This is a genomic window from Stenotrophomonas sp. (assembly GCF_032056425.1).
Lineage (GTDB): Bacteria > Pseudomonadota > Gammaproteobacteria > Xanthomonadales > Xanthomonadaceae > Stenotrophomonas.
Window position 1 is genome coordinate 22,828 of the sequence record NZ_DAMBCN010000034.1, and the last position, 16,299, is coordinate 39,126.

13 protein-coding genes are annotated in these 16,299 nt (G+C 68.5%); 9 read left to right on the forward strand and 4 right to left on the reverse strand.

All coding sequences use genetic code 11. From position 1 onward, the window contains the following. Positions 1–376: 376 nt before the first annotated feature. The 4 genes from folE (at position 377) to RTY46_RS17790 (ending at position 6,658) form a co-directional block, all read left to right on the forward strand. A complete protein-coding gene (folE, locus tag RTY46_RS17775; protein ID WP_108754646.1) occupies positions 377–988 on the forward strand; it encodes a GTP cyclohydrolase I FolE in 612 nt (203 codons plus the stop codon). Positions 989–1,103: 115 nt separating this feature from the next. After that, positions 1,104–2,573 (forward strand): DUF3375 domain-containing protein, encoded by a 1,470-nt coding sequence (locus tag RTY46_RS17780; RefSeq protein ID WP_312710052.1) that lies wholly within the window; start codon positions 1,104–1,106, stop codon positions 2,571–2,573. After that, complete coding sequence (locus tag RTY46_RS17785; RefSeq protein ID WP_312710053.1) at positions 2,560–3,261, forward strand: DUF4194 domain-containing protein; 702 nt, start codon at positions 2,560–2,562, stop codon at positions 3,259–3,261. The genes RTY46_RS17780 and RTY46_RS17785 overlap by 14 nt, the downstream gene beginning before the upstream one ends. Before the next feature lie 16 nt (positions 3,262–3,277). After that, the gene (locus tag RTY46_RS17790; protein ID WP_312710055.1) at positions 3,278–6,658 is read left to right on the forward strand and encodes an SbcC/MukB-like Walker B domain-containing protein; all 3,381 of its coding nucleotides are present in this window, start codon (positions 3,278–3,280) and stop codon (positions 6,656–6,658) included. A 91-nt stretch (positions 6,659–6,749) separates the two neighbouring features. On the opposite strand, the gene RTY46_RS17795 is transcribed toward RTY46_RS17790, so the two are convergent. Continuing rightward, on the reverse strand, positions 6,750–7,529 hold the full coding sequence (locus RTY46_RS17795; RefSeq protein WP_312710057.1) for a sulfite exporter TauE/SafE family protein: 780 nt from the start codon (positions 7,527–7,529) through the stop codon (positions 6,750–6,752). A gap of 83 nt (positions 7,530–7,612) precedes the next feature. Here RTY46_RS17795 and RTY46_RS17800 point away from each other — a divergent pair, with 83 nt between their 5' ends. Then, a complete protein-coding gene (locus tag RTY46_RS17800) occupies positions 7,613–8,005 on the forward strand; it encodes a YchJ family metal-binding protein (protein WP_312710059.1) in 393 nt (130 codons plus the stop codon). Between the two features lie 3 nt (positions 8,006–8,008). Here the strand turns inward: RTY46_RS17800 and RTY46_RS17805 are convergent, their stop codons facing one another. Both RTY46_RS17805 and RTY46_RS17810 read right to left on the reverse strand, forming a co-directional pair. Continuing rightward, positions 8,009–9,289: a GGDEF domain-containing protein gene (locus RTY46_RS17805; protein ID WP_312710061.1), complete on the reverse strand. Its 1,281-nt coding sequence runs from the start codon at positions 9,287–9,289 to the stop codon at positions 8,009–8,011. A gap of 17 nt (positions 9,290–9,306) precedes the next feature. Next, positions 9,307–9,432 carry a hypothetical protein gene (locus RTY46_RS17810; RefSeq protein ID WP_312710062.1) on the reverse strand — a complete coding sequence of 42 codons (126 nt, stop codon included), beginning with the start codon at positions 9,430–9,432 and terminating at the stop codon, positions 9,307–9,309. On the opposite strand from RTY46_RS17810, the gene egtB reads away from it, so the two are divergent. The 4 genes from egtB to RTY46_RS17830 all read left to right on the forward strand — a co-directional run bounded on the left by egtB (position 9,431) and on the right by RTY46_RS17830 (position 14,733). Continuing rightward, the gene (gene egtB, locus RTY46_RS17815) at positions 9,431–10,702 is read left to right on the forward strand and encodes an ergothioneine biosynthesis protein EgtB (protein WP_312710063.1); all 1,272 of its coding nucleotides are present in this window, start codon (positions 9,431–9,433) and stop codon (positions 10,700–10,702) included. The genes RTY46_RS17810 and egtB overlap by 2 nt on opposite strands. After that, the gene (egtD, locus tag RTY46_RS17820) at positions 10,699–11,679 is read left to right on the forward strand and encodes an L-histidine N(alpha)-methyltransferase (RefSeq protein ID WP_312710064.1); all 981 of its coding nucleotides are present in this window, start codon (positions 10,699–10,701) and stop codon (positions 11,677–11,679) included. The genes egtB and egtD overlap by 4 nt, the downstream gene beginning before the upstream one ends. 90 nt (positions 11,680–11,769) lie before the next feature. Next, positions 11,770–13,926 (forward strand): lytic murein transglycosylase, encoded by a 2,157-nt coding sequence (locus RTY46_RS17825; protein WP_312710068.1) that lies wholly within the window; start codon positions 11,770–11,772, stop codon positions 13,924–13,926. A 36-nt stretch (positions 13,927–13,962) separates the two neighbouring features. Beyond that, on the forward strand, positions 13,963–14,733 hold the full coding sequence (locus RTY46_RS17830; RefSeq protein ID WP_312710065.1) for a GYF domain-containing protein: 771 nt from the start codon (positions 13,963–13,965) through the stop codon (positions 14,731–14,733). Positions 14,734–14,739: 6 nt separating this feature from the next. Here the strand turns inward: RTY46_RS17830 and RTY46_RS17835 are convergent, their stop codons facing one another. Then, entirely contained in the window at positions 14,740–15,948 is a 1,209-nt protein-coding gene (locus tag RTY46_RS17835) for a benzoate/H(+) symporter BenE family transporter (protein WP_312710066.1), read from the reverse strand. Between the last annotated feature and the right edge of the window lie 351 nt (positions 15,949–16,299).

Sequence of the window (16,299 nt, forward strand, 5' to 3'; positions counted from 1 at the left end):
CTGCCCTCCCATCACCCCGCGAGCGCGGAGGGTTGGATCTTTAGAAGCGGTAGCGCCGGGCCATGCCCGGCGGGCGCCGCGCGGTGCTTCTGAAGCCATGAACCCCAGCTTTTGACCCCGCTTTCGGGCGGTCCGGCCGCGCCCGCAGGAAACCGTCAGGGATGGGGAAGGGCGGCAGGGCAGGACCGCAGGCGCCATGGATGGCGCCTACGAGCCCCTATGGACGGGTTTACGGCGTGTCCTGCCCTGCCGCCCTTCCCCATCCAGACCGATAGCAGGAAGGCGCCGCAAGAACCCCCCGATGAACCCGATCCACAGGACGACCCACCCCCCGGTCGGGTACGATGCTCGCCCCCCGTTCGGGACGCTGTACGCAATGAGCAAGAACAACGAAAAGGCCGCCCCGCAGGGCGATGTGACCCAGGACCAGGCCGAGGATGCGGTGCGCACCCTGCTGCGCTGGGCCGGCGAGGACCCGTCCCGTGAAGGCCTGCTGGATACCCCCCGTCGCGTGGCCGAGGCCTATGGCGACTGGTTCAGCGGCTACCGCGATGACCCGCGCGCCTATATGGAACGCACCTTCGAGGAAGTGGCCGGCTACGACGAACTGATCGTGCTGCGCGACATCGAATACGAAAGCCACTGCGAACACCACATGGCGCCGATCATCGGCCGCGTGCACGTCGGCTACCTGCCGGCCGGCAAGGTGGTGGGCATCAGCAAGCTGGCCCGCGTGGTCGAAGCCTACGCCCGCCGTTTCCAGGTGCAGGAAAAGATGACCGCGCAGATCGCCCAGTGCATCCAGGACGTGCTGCAGCCGATCGGCGTGGGCGTGGTCGTCGAAGGCGCCCATGAATGCATGACCACCCGCGGCATCCACAAGCGCGGCGTCAGCATGGTCACCTCCAAGATGTTGGGCAGCTTCCGCGACGACGCGCGTACCCGCGCCGAGTTCCTGCGCTTCATCGAAGTGGGCAGCAAGCGCTGAGCCGCTTGCCTGCGCCCCGCCGGCCCGCCGTGGCCGGCCGCGCCCGCGCGGCCGCATTGCCTGCAGCCGCCTGCGGCTGTCTTCCGCACCCCGCCAACCTGATCACTGTCGCTGCATGAAGCACCGCGAACGCATCTCCCGTTACCGCACCCTGCGCGAACAGCCGCAGTGGAAGCTGCTGGCTGCCGACCATGCTCCGGAAATCATCGGCCTGCTGCAGGGCCTGCTGATGGACGGCGAGCGCACGCTGCCCTCGGCGGTGCTGCACGAACGCCTGCAGCGTGCACTTGACCAGCTCAACAGCGATGAACTGTCGCGCGACCTGCCGCGTACCGCGCAGGCCTACATCGCGCACTGGCTCGCCCAGGGCTGGCTGGAGCGTCGCCTGCCCGACGGCGCCGACCAGGAACAGTACGAACTGTCGACCCCGGCCCTGCAGGCCATCCGATTCGCTGACAGCCTGGAGCAGGCCCGCGTGGCTGCCACCGAAAGCCGTCTGGCCCTGGTGATCGAGCAGCTATCGCAGCTGGCCGCACAGACCGAATCGGATCCCGACGCACGCCTGTCCGCACTACGCGACGAGCGCGACCGCATCGATGCGGAGATCGCCCGCGTCAGCGCCGGCCGGGTCATTGCCCTGGACGGCAAGCGCGCGCTGGAACGCACCCGCCAGATCATCGGCCTGGCCGACGAATTGACCGAAGACTTCCGCCGCGTGCGCGATGACTTCGAGCAGCTCAACCGCGATTTCCGCGAGCGCATCATCGACGACGAAGGCGAGCGCGGCGACGTGCTGTCGCAGCTGTTCGAAGGCGTGGACGTGATCGGCGAGAGCGATGCCGGCCGCAGCTTCCAGGCCTTCTGGCGCCTGCTCAACGATGCCGAACAGAGCGCCCAGCTCGATGCGGCGCTGGAAGCGGTGCTGGCGCGCGGCTTTGCCCGCCGCCTGGACCGCACTGAACGCAATTTCCTGCGCGGCTTCACCAGCACCATGCTCGAGCGCGGCGGCCAGGTCCACGACGTGCTGCAGAACTTCGCGCGCAGCCTGCGCGGTTTCGTGCAGAGCCGTGGCTATCTGGAACAGCGCCGCTTGAACCAGCTGCTGAAGCAGGCCCAGTCCGAAGCACTGGCGCTGCGCGATGAGTTCCCGGCGCAGCGCGCCATCGGTCGCGACCTGCAGCTGACCACCAGCCGCCTGCGTTCGTGGTCGCAGTGGAAGCTGCATGATCCGCGCAGCGCGCAGGTCGATGGCAACGTTGAATACAACGATGCGGCCAGCATCAGCCTGGAAAGCGTGGGCGACCTGGTGGCTTCGTCGGAAATCGACTTCCGTACCCTGCGCCGCGACCTGCACGATCTGCTGGACGCGCAGCCGCGCCTGAGCATCGCCCAGGCGCTCTCGCAGCGCGAAGCACCGCAGGGGCTGGGCAGTGTCATCGGCTACCTGTCGTTGGGCACGCGCTTTGGCAACGTGGTGGCCGGTGAGCAGGAGCTCGCCCAATGGCGCGGCGGCGACGGCCAGCTGCGCCGCGCACGTATTCCGCTGGTTTGGTTTACCCAGGAGAGACGCCATGAGCTGGCATGAAGATCCCATCGACGCAGCGGCGGCCGGCCTGGTCGAAGATGCTTACGAAGCCGAGCCGGCACCGGCGGCAACGCAGCCCCGGCGCGGCAACGATGTCTATTACATGGGCGACACCGGGCGGTTGCCGCTGGATGCGCGCCGCGCGCTGTGCCAGCTGCTGATCGGCCCCAGCATCGACCAGCTGCGCCACGCCAAGCTGTGGCCGGCGCTGATCCGCAGCGAAGCCGGCATCCGCTCGGCGCTGTCCGATCTGTTCCTGGAACTGGTGCTGGACCGCGACAGCGGCGTGGCGTTCACCCGCCAGGCCGACACCGAAGACGTGGATGCACCGGTGCTGCTGCGCACCTCGCCGTTGACCTTCATCGACTCGGTGCTGCTGCTGTTCCTGCGCCAGCAGTTGGCCGAGGCTGATGCGCGCGGCAACCGTGCCGTGGTCGCCGACGCGGAGATGGCCGAAGCACTGGCCATCTACGAAAAGAACCTGTCCACCGACCGTGCCGGCTTCAACCGCCGTGTTGCTTCGGCGGTGCAGAAAATGAAAGACAACCACATCCTGACCCGCCTCAGCGGCCAGGAAGACCGCCACGAAGTCTCGCCGGCGCTGAAGCTGCTGTTCTCCGCCGAAGACGTGTCCCAGCTTTCGGCGGTCTACCGCCAGCTGCGCGAAACCCCGGCCGCCGAGGCCTGAGAGACCCGAGCACCGCATGGCCATTTCCAAGCACACTCCCGCCCTGTTCAACGACGGCCTGCCCGACCCGCGCCTGCAGCAGTTCCGCATGCGCCGCCTGCAGGTGCACAACTGGGGCACCTTCAACGGCCTGACCGAAGTGCCGATCGCCGAGCGCGGCTTCCTGTTCGTCGGCCGTTCCGGTTCGGGCAAGTCGACCCTGCTCGATGCCATGTCCGCGCTGCTGACGCCGCCGGCCATCGTCGACTTCAACGCGGCCGCGCGCGAAGCCGAACGCAGCGGTCGTGACCGCAACCTGGTCTCCTACGTGCGTGGCGCGTGGGCTGACCAGCAGGACAGCGGTACCGGCGAGATCGCTACCCAGTACCTGCGCAAGGGCGCCACCTGGACCGCACTGGTGCTGGAATACCGCGCCGGCGACGGCCGCGTGGTCAGCCTGGTGCGCCTGCTGTGGATCTCCGGCAATGGCACCTCGGCCGGCGATGTGCGCAAGCACTACATGATCGCCGAGCGCCCGTTCGATATCGCCAAGGATCTGGGTGGCTTCGACCTGGACCTGCGCAAGCTGAAGCAGAAACTGGCCGACATCCACCATTTCGACACGTTCTCCGGCTATGCAGAGCGCTTCCGCGACCTGCTCGGCATCGACAACGAAATGGCGCTGCGCCTGCTGCACAAGACCCAGTCGGCGAAGAACCTGGGTGACCTGAACGTGTTCCTGCGTGACTTCATGCTCGACACGCCGCGCACCTTCGATGCCGCCGAGCGCCTGGTCAGCGATTTCGCCGAACTGGATGGCGCACACCAGGCCGTGGTCACCGCGCGCCGCCAGGTGGAAACGCTGCTGCCGGCACGTGCGCACTACAACGACCTGAAGGAGATGTCGCGCCAGCGTGGCGACGACGAAGCCCTCAAGCTGGGCATCGACAGTTTCCGCGAAAGCCGCCGCCAGCTGCTGATCGAAGCGCGACTGCGCGAGATGGACGTGCGCGACCGCGGCCTGCTGGGCGAGGAATCGCAGCGCCGTGCCGCGCTGGACAACCACACCGAGCGGCTGGCCGAACTGGAACTGCAGCGCCGCCAGCAGGGCGGTGAGCGCATCGAAGAACTGGAACGCGAGCAGGGCCGCGCCGAAGCCGAGCGCGACCGCCGCCTGGCCAAGCACGGTCAGGCACGTGAAGCGGCACAGAAGCTGCAGGCCGAGCTGCCCGACGATGCGCACGGCTTTGCCGAGCTGGTTGCGCAGGCGCAGACCGAACTGCAGGATCGCCAACGTGCCTCCAGCGCGCTGGACGATGCGATCAGCGACCGCCTCGGCGGCAAGCGTGATGATGAGCGCCGCTTCAGCGAAGTGCGTGGCGAACTGGAGGCGATGCAGCGCACCCCCTCCAATATTCCCGCGCCCATGCAGAAGCTGCGCGCGCGCCTGGCCGAAGAGACCGGCATCGCCGAAGCGGCACTGCCGTTCGTGGGCGAGCTGATCCAGGTGCGTTCGGACGAGCAGGCCTGGCAGGGCGCGATCGAGCGCGTGCTGGGCGGCTTCGCGCTGTCGCTGCTGGTCGATGACAAGCATTACAACGACGTGGCCGAATGGGTGAACCGTACCCACCTGGGCATGCGCTTCACCTACTACCGCGTGCGCCGCAACGACGAGGCCTTCGCCCGCGAACCGTCGGGCCGTTCCCTGCTGCACAAGCTGGAACTGCGCGACCATGTGTTCGAAAGCTGGCTGCGCCGTGAGCTGGGCAAGCGCTTCGACTACGAATGCGTGGATGCCAAGCAGCTGCGCAACGTCGATCGCGGCATCACCCGCGAAGGCCAGGTCAAGCACCCCGGCGACCGCTTCGAGAAGGATGACCGCAGCGCGGTCGGTGACCGCCGCCGCTGGATCCTCGGCTTCAACAACCACGACAAGGTGGGCGCGTTCGAGAAGGAAGCGCAGGAACTGGCCAAGCGCATCGCCGGTTGCGAGACCGACATCGCGCGCCTGCGCGGCCAGCGTGACCGCGACAATGAACGGCGCCTGGCCTGCCACGAACTGGTGGGCATCAGCTGGAACGAGATCGATATCGCCGCCCCGCAGCAGCGCGTGGCCGACATCGAAGCCAGCCTGCGTGCCCTGCGCGAAGGCAATGCCGACCTGGCCCGCCTGGCGCAGCAGATCGATGCGGTGCGGGCCGATATCGAACAGGCCCGCCGCACCTACGAAGACACGCGCGTGGAGCGTGGCCAGCTGGTGCGCGAGCGCGACCGCCTGGACCGCGCGCGGCAGCAGAGCCGTGCGCTGGTGCTGCCGGCACTGGCCCAGGAACAGGAGGCCGGGCTGGCCGAACGCCTGCAGGAGCAGGGACCGCTCAGCCTGGAAACCCTGGAAGCGCACATGCGCCAGGTCAGCAACGCACTGAACGAGCAGCTGTCGTCCTCGCAGCAGGACGTCAACCGCGTCGAGAACCTGCTGCTGGGCTGCTTCCGCCGCTTCATCCAGCAGTGGCCGGAGGAATCGGGCGATTTCACCGTCTCGGTGGCCTCGGCTGACGACTTCCTGGCACGCTTGGAACGCCTGGAGCGCGACGGCCTGCCGCAGCACGAAGAGCGCTTCTTCGACCTGCTGCAGAACCAGAGCAAGAACAACCTGCTGGCCCTGCAGCGGCACAGCGCCGAGGCCCGCAAGTCGATCGGCCAGCGCCTGGACGAAGTCAACGCCAGCCTGGAACAGGTGCCGTTCAACCGCGGCACCCTGCTGACCATCGAGTTGAATGACCGCCGGCTGCCGGAAGTGGGCGAGTTCCACCAGCAGTTGCGTGAGGTCCTGTCGCAACAGCAGACCGAACAGCGCGAAGTGGCCGAATCGCAGTTCACCGTGCTGCGCCAGCTGGTGAACCGGCTGGGATCGCAGGAAGGCGAGGACAAGCGCTGGCGTGAGCTGGTGCTGGACGTGCGCATGCACGTGGAGTTCATCGGTGTGGAACTGGATGCCGAAACCCGCCAGCAGGTCGAAATCTATCGCAGTGGTGCCGGCAAATCCGGCGGCCAGCGGCAGAAGCTGGCCACCACCTGCCTGGCGGCGGCACTGCGCTACCAGTTGGGCGGCGCCGACAGCCAGCTGCCCAGCTATGCCGCCGTGGTGCTCGACGAAGCCTTCGACAAGGCCGACAACGAGTTCACCGCCCTGGCCATGAACATCTTCGACAACTTCGGTTTCCAGATGGTGGTGGCCACCCCGCTGAAATCGGTGATGACCCTGGAGCCGTTCATCGGGGGTGCCTGCTTCGTCGAGATCAGTGGCCGCCACGATTCGGGCGTGCTGCTGATCGAGTACGACGAAGAAGGCAAGCGCCTGAAGCTGCCCGAGCGCAGCCGCCAGCAGGCCAGCGAACCGGAAGAAGCCGACGCCTGATGGGTAGCGCCGGGCCATGCCCGGCGGCTCTCCGCGACCGGAAACAGCGTGCCAAGCAAGGGTTGGCACCTACCGGATCATGGCGTCGCGCTCATGCGCCGCGGAACGTGTCCCAGGCCATCCGCGCGATCAGCACCACCACCAGGCCCACGAACAGCTTGCGGATGAAGGGCGTGCCGCCCTTCAGCGCCAGCCGCGTGCCCACCACCGAACCGAAGATGTTGGCCGCCGCCATCGGCAGCGCGAACAGCCACAGGATGTTGCCGGTGGGAATGAAGAACGAGATCGCGGCCACGTTGGTGGCCAGGTTCACCACCTTCGACGCGGCCGAGGCGCGCAGGAAGTCCAGGCCGAAGAAGCGCACGAACAGGAAGATCAGGAAGCTGCCCGTGCCCGGCCCGAAGAAGCCGTCGTAGAAGCCGATGGCCGCGCCGATCGCCAAGGCGATCGCCAGCTCGCGGCGGCCGATCTCCTGTGGCCGGTGCAGGGCGCCGAAGTCCTTCTTCCACAGCGTGTAGCCCAGCATCGCCACCAGCAGCACCAGCACCAGCGGGCGCACCGCGTCCTTGGGCAGCAGGCTGACCGCGGTGGCGCCGGCAAAGGAGAACACGAAGGCCGTGGCCGCCGCGAACAGCACCGGCTTCCAGGGGAAGCGCACATTGCGCGCATAGCGCCAGGCCGCCGCGCCCGTGCCGAACATCGAGCTGAACTTGTTGGTGCCAAACAACATGGCCGGGGTCTGCTGCGGCAGCACCGTGAACAGGCCCGGCAGCTGCACCAGCCCGCCGCCGCCCACCGCCGCATCCACCAGGCCGGCAATGAAGGCGATCAGCACCAGCCACCACAGTTCGGGGGGAATCAGCTCCAGCACGGGTATCGATCGCAGCAGCAGGGCGCGACAGCATACGCCCATTGCCCATGGAAGCCTGCGCCGGCCCGCGCGACAATGGCGCCATGAAACCCAGCCCCGCCGAAACCTGTCCCTGCGGCCTTGCCGCCCGCTACGCCGAGTGCTGTGGCCGCTATCACGCCGGGGAAGCGGCGCCCGATGCCGAGCGTCTGATGCGCTCGCGCTACAGCGCCTACGTGCGCCAGCAGGCCGAGTACCTGCGCCAGACCTGGCACCCCGCTACCCGCCCGGCCGAGCTGTCGCTGGACGATGCACCGGGCCAGCGCACCCACTGGCTGGGCCTGACCGTGCACGAACACACCGTCACCGGCGCCGATACCGCCGAAGTGCGTTTCACCGCCCGATACCGCATCGGCGGCGGCAGCGCGGTGAAAATGACCGAGCACAGCCGCTTCCAGCGCATCGACGGCCGCTGGTACTACCTCGACGCGGTCTGACCCTCAGCCCGCGCGTACCGCCAGCACGCGCTGGCCACCATGCGCGCAGACCCGGTTGCGGCCTTCCTCCTTGGCTGCATACAGAGCCTGGTCGGCCGCCTTCACCACCCCGGCCGGGCGCGGGTCCACCCGGCTGTCGGCCAGGCCGATGCTCACCGTCACCTGCACCACCGCACCGGCACCGCCGCGCCCGCGCTGCTGCTGCCCGGCGGTGTCGTCGCGGCTGCGGGTGCGGCGGTCGCGCAGCTGCATGCGGCTGTCCTGGATGCTCTGCCGCAGTGCTTCCACCGCATCCACGCAGGCCTGTGCAGGCCGGTCCAGGAACACCACCGCGAACTCCTCGCCGCCATAGCGGAACGCACGCCCGCCATCGCCCACCCGGGCCAGCCGCGAAGCCACCAGCTTCAGTACGTCGTCACCTGTGTCGTGGCCGTGGGTATCGTTGAACTTCTTGAAGTGATCCACATCGACCATGGCGATGCTGTAGGTGCCGCTGGCGCGCCCCAGTGTTTCGTTGAACGCGCGCCGCCCGGGCAGCCCGGTCAGCTCGTCGCGGAACGCCATGTGGAAGGATTCCTGCAGGGTTGCGCCCAGCAACAGCAGCAACGCCGCCACGCTCAGCGCCGGCAGCAGCGCTGGTTGCAGGAAGATGCGCGGCAGCATCCACCACAGGCACAGCAGCGCCAGCAGCATGGCCGTATGCAGCGGGCGCGGCCGCTGCCATGCCTGCCAGCCCAGCGCCGCGGTGGCCAGCAGGAACAGCAGTGCGGGAATCTGCGCCAGCGCGTTCCAGTCGCGCGGCACCCAGTCCAGGTGGCGGTTGGACAGCAGATCGTGCATGCCCTGCGGCTGCTGCGCCGCCAGCAGGATGAAGATGGCCAGCGCGGCGCCGCTTGCGATGGCGCGCAGCAGCAGGTCCTGGCGGCGTCGCCCGCGTTCGGGCCACAGGGCGTGGGCGGTGAACAGCAGCGGCAGCCACGCCGAAATGGCGTGGAAGCGCAGCGGTGTCAGCGCGCTCACCCGGCCCTGCCGCAGGTAATGGGCCACGTCCGGGTGCAGCACGCTGAACACGGCGGCAACCACCAGCAACAGGCACAGCGTCCGCACCTGGTTGTACATCAGCGCCAGACCGGCGCCCAGGCAGGCCAGCAACCACGGCAGCACGCGCTGCCCAGCTCGGGCCACATCCTCGTTGCCCAGGGTGGCCCACAGCACCAGTGCAACCAGCAGAGCGGGCAGCACGAACAGGTAATGCGCAGGCTGGCGGAGCGGATGATCGGACAAGCGTGGTTCCCGCGCGGTCACGAAGCGGCCGCGGCAAAGCCGTTAGCGGCGTTGCCGTGCGCTTCTTGAATACGCAGGATGTGAAAGCGGTGCTGTCGGGCCATGACATCGCGCTCACCCATGGCGGCCGAAGCTGGCGCCATGCACAGCGCACCTGCCGCCGTCGCTGCCGCGCAGCGTGATATTGCCCGCCAGTTCGCCCATATCCGCGGGCGAAGCCTGCAACTGGCCGCTCCGCTCAGCGCCGAAGACGCGATGCTGCAGAGCATGGACGATGCAAGCCCCAGCAAATGGCACCTGGCCCACACCACCTGGTTCTTCGAACGCTTCGTGCTGGCCAGCCTGCCGGGCTACCAATGCTGGGACCCGGCCTGGGACTTCCTGTTCAACAGCTACTACAAAAGCCTGGGCCCCGCCCACGCGCGTCCCCGCCGCGGGCTGTTGTCGCGGCCCTCGCTGCAGCAGGTGCGGGACTACCGCCAGCACGTGGACGAACAGGTTCTGGCGCGCCTGCTCGATGGCGATCTGGCCGAGCACGCCCTGCAGCACCTGCAGCTGGGCCTGCAGCACGAGCAGCAGCACCAGGAGCTGCTGCTGACCGACATCAAGCACGCGCTCTGGTGCAATCCATTGCAGCCGCCCTATCGCGAGTCCCTGGTGCCGGTGGCCAGCGTTGAAACAGCGCAGGGCTGGATCGAGCACGAAGAGGGCATCGTGGGCATCGGCGCTGCACCATGGCCGCTGCATGCCGTATTTGCCTACGACAACGAATCGCCGCCGCACCGCGTGCTGCTGCCCGCGCATGCGCTGGCCGAGCGCCCACTCAGCAACGCCGAATACCGCGCTTTCATCGAGGCCGGCGGCTATCGGCAACCGCAGCTGTGGCTGAGCGAAGGCTGGTCGCTGTGCGAAAGCGAAGGCTGGCAGCATCCGCTTTACTGGCACGACGATCTGCAGCGCGAGTACACCCTGGGCGGTTGGCGCACCCTCGACCCGCATGCGCCCGTCTGCCATCTCAGCTATTACGAAGCCGATGCCTGTGCGCGCTGGTACGACGCGCGCCTGCCCACTGAATTTGAATGGGAAGCTGCGGCGGCGTCGCAGCCGCCGGTCGGCCACTTCGCCGACGATGACCACCTGCATCCACATGCGGGGCAGGGCAGCGGGCTGCGCCAGCTGTTCGGCGATGTGTGGGAATGGACCCGCAGCGCCTACGGCGCCTATCCCGGCTTCCGCCCGTTCGGCGGCAACCTCGGTGAATACAACGGCAAGTTCATGTGCGGGCAGTGGGTGCTGCGCGGCGGCAGCTGCGCCACCCCACGGGGTCATGTGCGTGCCAGCTACCGCAACTTCTTCAATCCACCGGCGCGCTGGCAGTTTTCCGGCATGCGCCTGGCCAAGGACCTTCCATGAGTACCGTACAGGACGCGCTGCAGGCGCTGACCGATCTCACCCCCGGCCGCCAGCAGCTGCTGGCCGATGCCGTGGCCGGGCTCTCGCGCTCGGCGCGGCAGCTGCCCTCCAAGTATTTCTACGACGCGCACGGTTCGCGCCTGTTCGAACGCATCACCCACACGCCCGAGTATTACCCCACCCGTACCGAGCTTGCGCTGCTGGACCGGGTACTGCCCGACATCGCGCGGCGGGTGGGCCCGCGCGCGCACGTGGTGGAACTGGGCAGTGGCAGCGGCCGCAAGACCGCACGCCTGCTGGGCGCACTACGCGAACCGGTGGCGTACACCCCCATCGAGATCTCGCGCGCGGCCCTGCTGTCCAGCATCGATCTGCTCGCCCCGGCGCTGCCGGAGGTGGAAATGCTGCCGGTCTGCGCTGATTTCACCCGCCCGGTGCAGGTGCCGGCGCCCGCGCGTGCCGCGGCACGCCGGCTGGTGTTCTTCCCCGGTTCGACCCTGGGCAACTTCGCCGCCGATGACGCGGTCGCGTTGCTGCGGGCCATGCGCCAGACCATGGGAACCCAGGGCCTCGCCCTGATCGGCATCGATCTGCACAAGGACCCGGCGTTGATCGAGGCCGCCTACAACGACGCCGAAGGCATCACCGCTGCCTTCACCCTGAACCTGCTGGCCCGCCTGAACCGCGAAGTCGGCAGTGACTTCGATCTGCAGGGCTTCCGCCACCAGGCGCGCTACAGCACCGCGCGGCTGCGCATCGAAACCGATCTGGTCAGCCAACGCGAGCAGGATGTGCATCTGGATGGCCGCACGTTCCACTTCGCGGCCGGCGAACCCATCCGGGTCGAGTACAGCCACAAGTACACCGATGACAGTTTCGACCACTTGCTGCGGCAGGCTGGCCTGGAAGTCGTCGCCCACTGGAATGCGTCCGACCCTGCGTACGGCCTGCGCCTGTTGCGCGCTGTCGCCCTGTGAGTGTCGCGCCTGGCCAAGCGCTGCGGCTGTGCGGCAGTGCGCGCGTTACCATGGCGGTGTAACGGCAACACGGAGGACGCCATGCCCTTGATGACCACGCTCGGCCTGGCCGCCGCCCTGGCCGCGCCCGCGCCGCTGCCCGCTGCGCCGGCCACGGATCCGGCGTTCAGCGCCTGCATGCAGCAGCTGCAGGCCAGCGCAGGGCGCCAGGGCATCACGGCCGACCGCTTCGCCGCGCTCACGGCTGGCCTGCAACCGGACCCCAGCGTGCTGCCGCTGCTGGATGCGCAACCGGAGTTCACCACGCCCATCTGGGACTATCTGGCCGCGCTGGTCGATCGCCAGCGCGTGGACGACGGGCGTGCCCGCCTGCAGCAGCACCGTGATCTGCTACAGCAGGTTTCGACGCAGTACGGCGTGGATGCCGCCACGATTGTCGCCGTCTGGGGCGTAGAAAGTGATTATGGCCGCGTGTTCGGCAAGCGTCCGCTGCTGCAGTCGCTGGCAACCCTGTCCTGCGCCGGCCGCCGCCAGTCGTTCTTCCGCGGTGAACTGCTGGCGCTGCTGAATCTGATCGACCAGGGCGATCTACAGGGCCAGGGCCTCACCGGTTCGTGGGCCGGGGCGTTCGGCCACACCCAGTTCATGCCCAGCACCTATGCGCGCATTGCCGTGGATGGCGATGGCGACGGCCGCCGCGATCTGGTCGGCAGCATCCCCGATGCGCTGGCATCCACCGCCAACTACCTGCAGCGCGCCGGCTGGCGCACAGGCGAACCATGGGGAGTGGAGGTCCGCATCCCCGAGGGCTTCAAGGCGGCCCAGGCCGGTCGGACCCAGCGCCGCCCGCTGGCGGACTGGCGCGCGGCCGGGGTCACGGCCCTGGACGGCACGACGCTGGCCCCCGCCGGCCTGCCCGCCGATGCGCGCGCGGCCCTGCTGCTGCCGGCCGGGGTGAAGGGTCCGGCGCTGCTGGTGTTCCGCAACTACGATGCGATCTACAGCTACAACGCCGCTGAAAGCTATGCGCTGGCGATCGCCACCCTGGCTGATCGCCTGCGTGGCGGCACCGGCCTGGCCACCGCGTGGCCCACCGACGATCCCGGCCTGGGCCGCGACGAGCGCCGCCAGCTGCAGGCGCTGCTGCTGGCACGCGGCCACGACATCGGCAGCGCCGATGGCATGATCGGTACCGCCAGCCGCCGCGCGATCCAGAGCGAGCAGCGCCGGCTGGGCTGGGCCACGGCCGATGGTCGCGCCGGCCAGCGTATCCTGCGTGCCCTGCAGGGCGAGCCGCGCACCCCGACAGTGCCCACCCGGTTCAGCCTTCCCCCCAACTACAGCGCCGCGCAGTCGCCGGCCCTGCGGAGTCGTTCCAGCGTGCAACAGATCCAGGGTGTCAGCAGTGGCCAGTTCCAGGGACTCGATGCCTGGCTGGTGGAAACCCCCTTCGCCACGGCCGCCATCAGTGTGTTCGGCGGCCAGCTGCTGTCGTTCATACCGAAGGGCCAGACCGACGTGATGTGGCTGTCGCCGCAGCGTGCGGCGCTGCCGACGCCCATCCGTGGTGGCAGCCCGGTGTGCTGGCCGTACTTCGGCCGCCAGGGGCAGGGCAACGATGTGCCCGCGCACGGCTTCGTGCGCACCCTGCCGTGGGAACTGCAGCAGGCGCGGCGCCTGGACGATGGCAGCATCGAACTGACCCTGGCGCCGCCGGCGCTGCAGGATCTGGGCCTGCGGTTGTCCATGACCGTGCGCGTGGGGCGCGAGCTGCGCCAGCAGCTGGTGACCGAAAATACCGGCAGCACGCCGGTCAGCTTCACCCAGGCACTGCACAACTACTTCCGTGTAGGCGATGCCACGCGCGTGGAGGTGGATGGCGTGGATGGCGTGGACTACCAGGACAAGTTCGAGAACTACGCCCAGACCCGCCGCCAGCAAGGCCCATGGTCGCTTCGTGATCCGCGCGATCCCGGCCGCAGCGACCGCATCTACAGCCCGGCCGGCGGGCGTTATGTGCTGCGCGACCCTGTATTGAAGCGCCGCATCCAGCTGCAGACCGAGGGCAGCCGCTCGCTGGTGGCGTGGAATCCCGGTGCCGAAGCGGCCGCGAAGATGGCCGACGTGGGCGAGGGCTGGCGCCAGTACGTGTGCCTGGAAGCCGCCAACGCCGGCCCGGACGTGGTGACCGTGGCGCCCAGGGGGCGCCATGTGCTGGTGCAGACGTTGTCCGTGTCGCCGCTGTAAGCGCCGACCCATCGTTCGTTGAACAGGAGCTCGACCATGCAGGATGCGACCTGGTACTACGCCATCGACCGTCAGCGCCTCGGCCCGGTGGCCAGCGAAGAACTGCAACGCCTGCGCAGCGAGGGCGTGGTGGGCGCCAGCACGCTGGTGTGGTGCGATGGCATGGACGGCTGGAAACCGCTGCATGCGGCCCTGCCCGCTGTGGACGTGGTGGCCGAACCGCCGCTGTCGGCGCCGCCGCCGGTTGCCGAAGTGGCAGAGCCCCTTGCCGACAACCCCTACGACGCGCCGCCGTCGGGCCACACCCCGGCCATCCTGCCGCTGGGTGACGCGCTGGAAGGGGATCTGGGCCGCTATGCGGCGGTCGTGGGTGGCAACTTTCCCATCTATCGGTACCGCTGGCGGCTGGAGCAGGGCGCGCCGACTGCCGCGGGTACCTGGCATTGGCCCGGTTTTTTCCTGGGCGCGGCGTGGTTCGCCTACCGCCGGCTGTACCTGCAACTGGGCATCAGTCTCGGCCTGCTGGTCGCCGGCCTCTGCATCGACTCATGGCTGCAGACCCGCGGCCTGCTGACCCTGGGGGCCACTCTGGTGGTGGCCATCATGGGCGGCTGGGGCTACCGGCTGTACCTGGACCGGTGCACGAAGGAACTGGCGCGTGCCAAGGCGCTGTACCCGGACGACGAGCCCGCCCTTCGCCGCGAACTGGCCCGTCGTGGCGACACCCAGGTGCCGACCACGGTGCTCACCCTGGGAGCGCTCTGGTTGCTGTTCACTCTGGCGCTGGGGCTGTTCGGCGCCGGCTGATCCCCATCAAGGGGTGCGGCGCGGGCGCAGTACCAGCAGGCACAGCGCACCGGCCACCAGCCCCCAGAACGCAGAGCCGATGCCGGCCAGGGTGACGCCCGAGGCCGTTACCAGGAAGGTCACCAGCGCGGCCTCGCGGTCGCGCTCCACCGCCAGCGCACTGGCCAGGCTGTTGCCGATCGTGCCGAACAGCGCGATACCGGCCACGCAGGCCACCAGTTCGCGGGGGAAGGCGGCAAACAGGGCGGCCACCGTCGCGCCGAACAGGCCGATCACGATGTAGAACGCACCGGCCGCCATGGCTGCGGTATAGCGCCGGGCCGGGTTCTCGTGCGCATCGCGGCCCATGCAGATGGCCGCAGTGATGGCGGCCAGGTTCAGTGCATAGGCACCGAAGGGGGCCAGCAGCGTGTTGACCACCCCGACCCAGCCGATCAGCGGGGACACCGGTGCCTGGTAGCCCGAGGCGCGCATCACCGCCACGCCCGGGATGTTCTGCGATGCCATGGTGACCATGAACAAGGGCAGGGCGATGCCGGCCACCGCCGACCAGGACAGGGAAGGCGTGACCCACTGTGGGGTGGCCAACTGCAGGTGCACCGACTGCGCATGCAGCAGGCCGCGGCTGGCGGCCACGGCAATGCCCACCAGCAGCGTGGCGATCACCGCATAGCGAGGGAACAGCCGCCGCCCGGCCAGCCAGGTGGCGAACATGGCCAGGGCCAGCACCACCTGGGTATTCATCGCCACGAACACATCCAGCCCGAAGCGCAGCAGCACACCGGCAAGCATGCCGGCCGCCAGCGCCATCGGCACCCGCTGCATCAAGCGGGCGAACACGCCGGAGAAGCCCGCGACCATGCCCAGCACAGCGGCCAGCAGGAAGGCACCGGTCGCCTCGGACAGTGAGGCGCCGCCAGCGCCCACCACCAGCATCGCCGCACCCGGAGTGGACCACGCGGTTACCACCGGCACCCGGTAGCGCAGCGACAGGCCGATGCAGGTCACGCCCATGCCCAGTCCCAGTGCCCACATCCAGGAGGCGATCTGCGCCTGGTCGGCGCCCACCGCCTGCGCGGCCTGGAACACGATCACCGCAGAGCTGGCAAACCCCACCAACACCGTAATGAAGCCTGCCACCACGGCAGGGAAGGAGAGGTCGCGCCACCAGGGCGCGTGCGGTGGCGTAGCCAGCGTGCTGTGTTCGGTATCCATCCCTGCATACATAGCGCCAGTGGCAAGGTGTGCGCAATGCAACAACGCGGCTGTCACCATGCTGAAAAAAAGAGTTGACGAATTCTGCAGGATCTCTAGAATTCGCTCCCTTGCTGCAGCGCGCCACTTCCTCGGAAACGGCACGCGACCAGCAACGCCACCACCGCCGAACGAGATGATCGAACGAAGGTGTTGACGGACTGGAAAAGTCCGGCATAATAGGCGGCTCGCAACGACGAAAGGCCTTCCGGCCCAACGACGAAGCAGCATCGGCAACAACGTCCACTCCGGTGAGACGGCCTTGAAAAAAGGTGTTGACGAAGCGAAAAAGCCGGCTATAATGGGCGGCTC

Coding starts and splice junctions, on each gene's coding strand:
- RTY46_RS17810 (WP_312710062.1), bottom strand. CDS start 9,432: ATGGCGCCAGCTTCGGCCGCCATGGGTGAGCGCGATGTCATGGCCCGA.
- egtD (WP_312710064.1), top strand. CDS start 10,699: ATGAGTACCGTACAGGACGCGCTGCAGGCGCTGACCGATCTCACCCCC.
- egtB (WP_312710063.1), top strand. CDS start 9,431: ATGCACAGCGCACCTGCCGCCGTCGCTGCCGCGCAGCGTGATATTGCC.
- RTY46_RS17830 (WP_312710065.1), top strand. CDS start 13,963: ATGCAGGATGCGACCTGGTACTACGCCATCGACCGTCAGCGCCTCGGC.
- RTY46_RS17835 (WP_312710066.1), bottom strand. CDS start 15,948: ATGGATACCGAACACAGCACGCTGGCTACGCCACCGCACGCGCCCTGG.
- RTY46_RS17800 (WP_312710059.1), top strand. CDS start 7,613: ATGAAACCCAGCCCCGCCGAAACCTGTCCCTGCGGCCTTGCCGCCCGC.
- RTY46_RS17825 (WP_312710068.1), top strand. CDS start 11,770: ATGACCACGCTCGGCCTGGCCGCCGCCCTGGCCGCGCCCGCGCCGCTG.
- RTY46_RS17785 (WP_312710053.1), top strand. CDS start 2,560: ATGAGCTGGCATGAAGATCCCATCGACGCAGCGGCGGCCGGCCTGGTC.
- RTY46_RS17780 (WP_312710052.1), top strand. CDS start 1,104: ATGAAGCACCGCGAACGCATCTCCCGTTACCGCACCCTGCGCGAACAG.
- folE (WP_108754646.1), top strand. CDS start 377: ATGAGCAAGAACAACGAAAAGGCCGCCCCGCAGGGCGATGTGACCCAG.
- RTY46_RS17790 (WP_312710055.1), top strand. CDS start 3,278: ATGGCCATTTCCAAGCACACTCCCGCCCTGTTCAACGACGGCCTGCCC.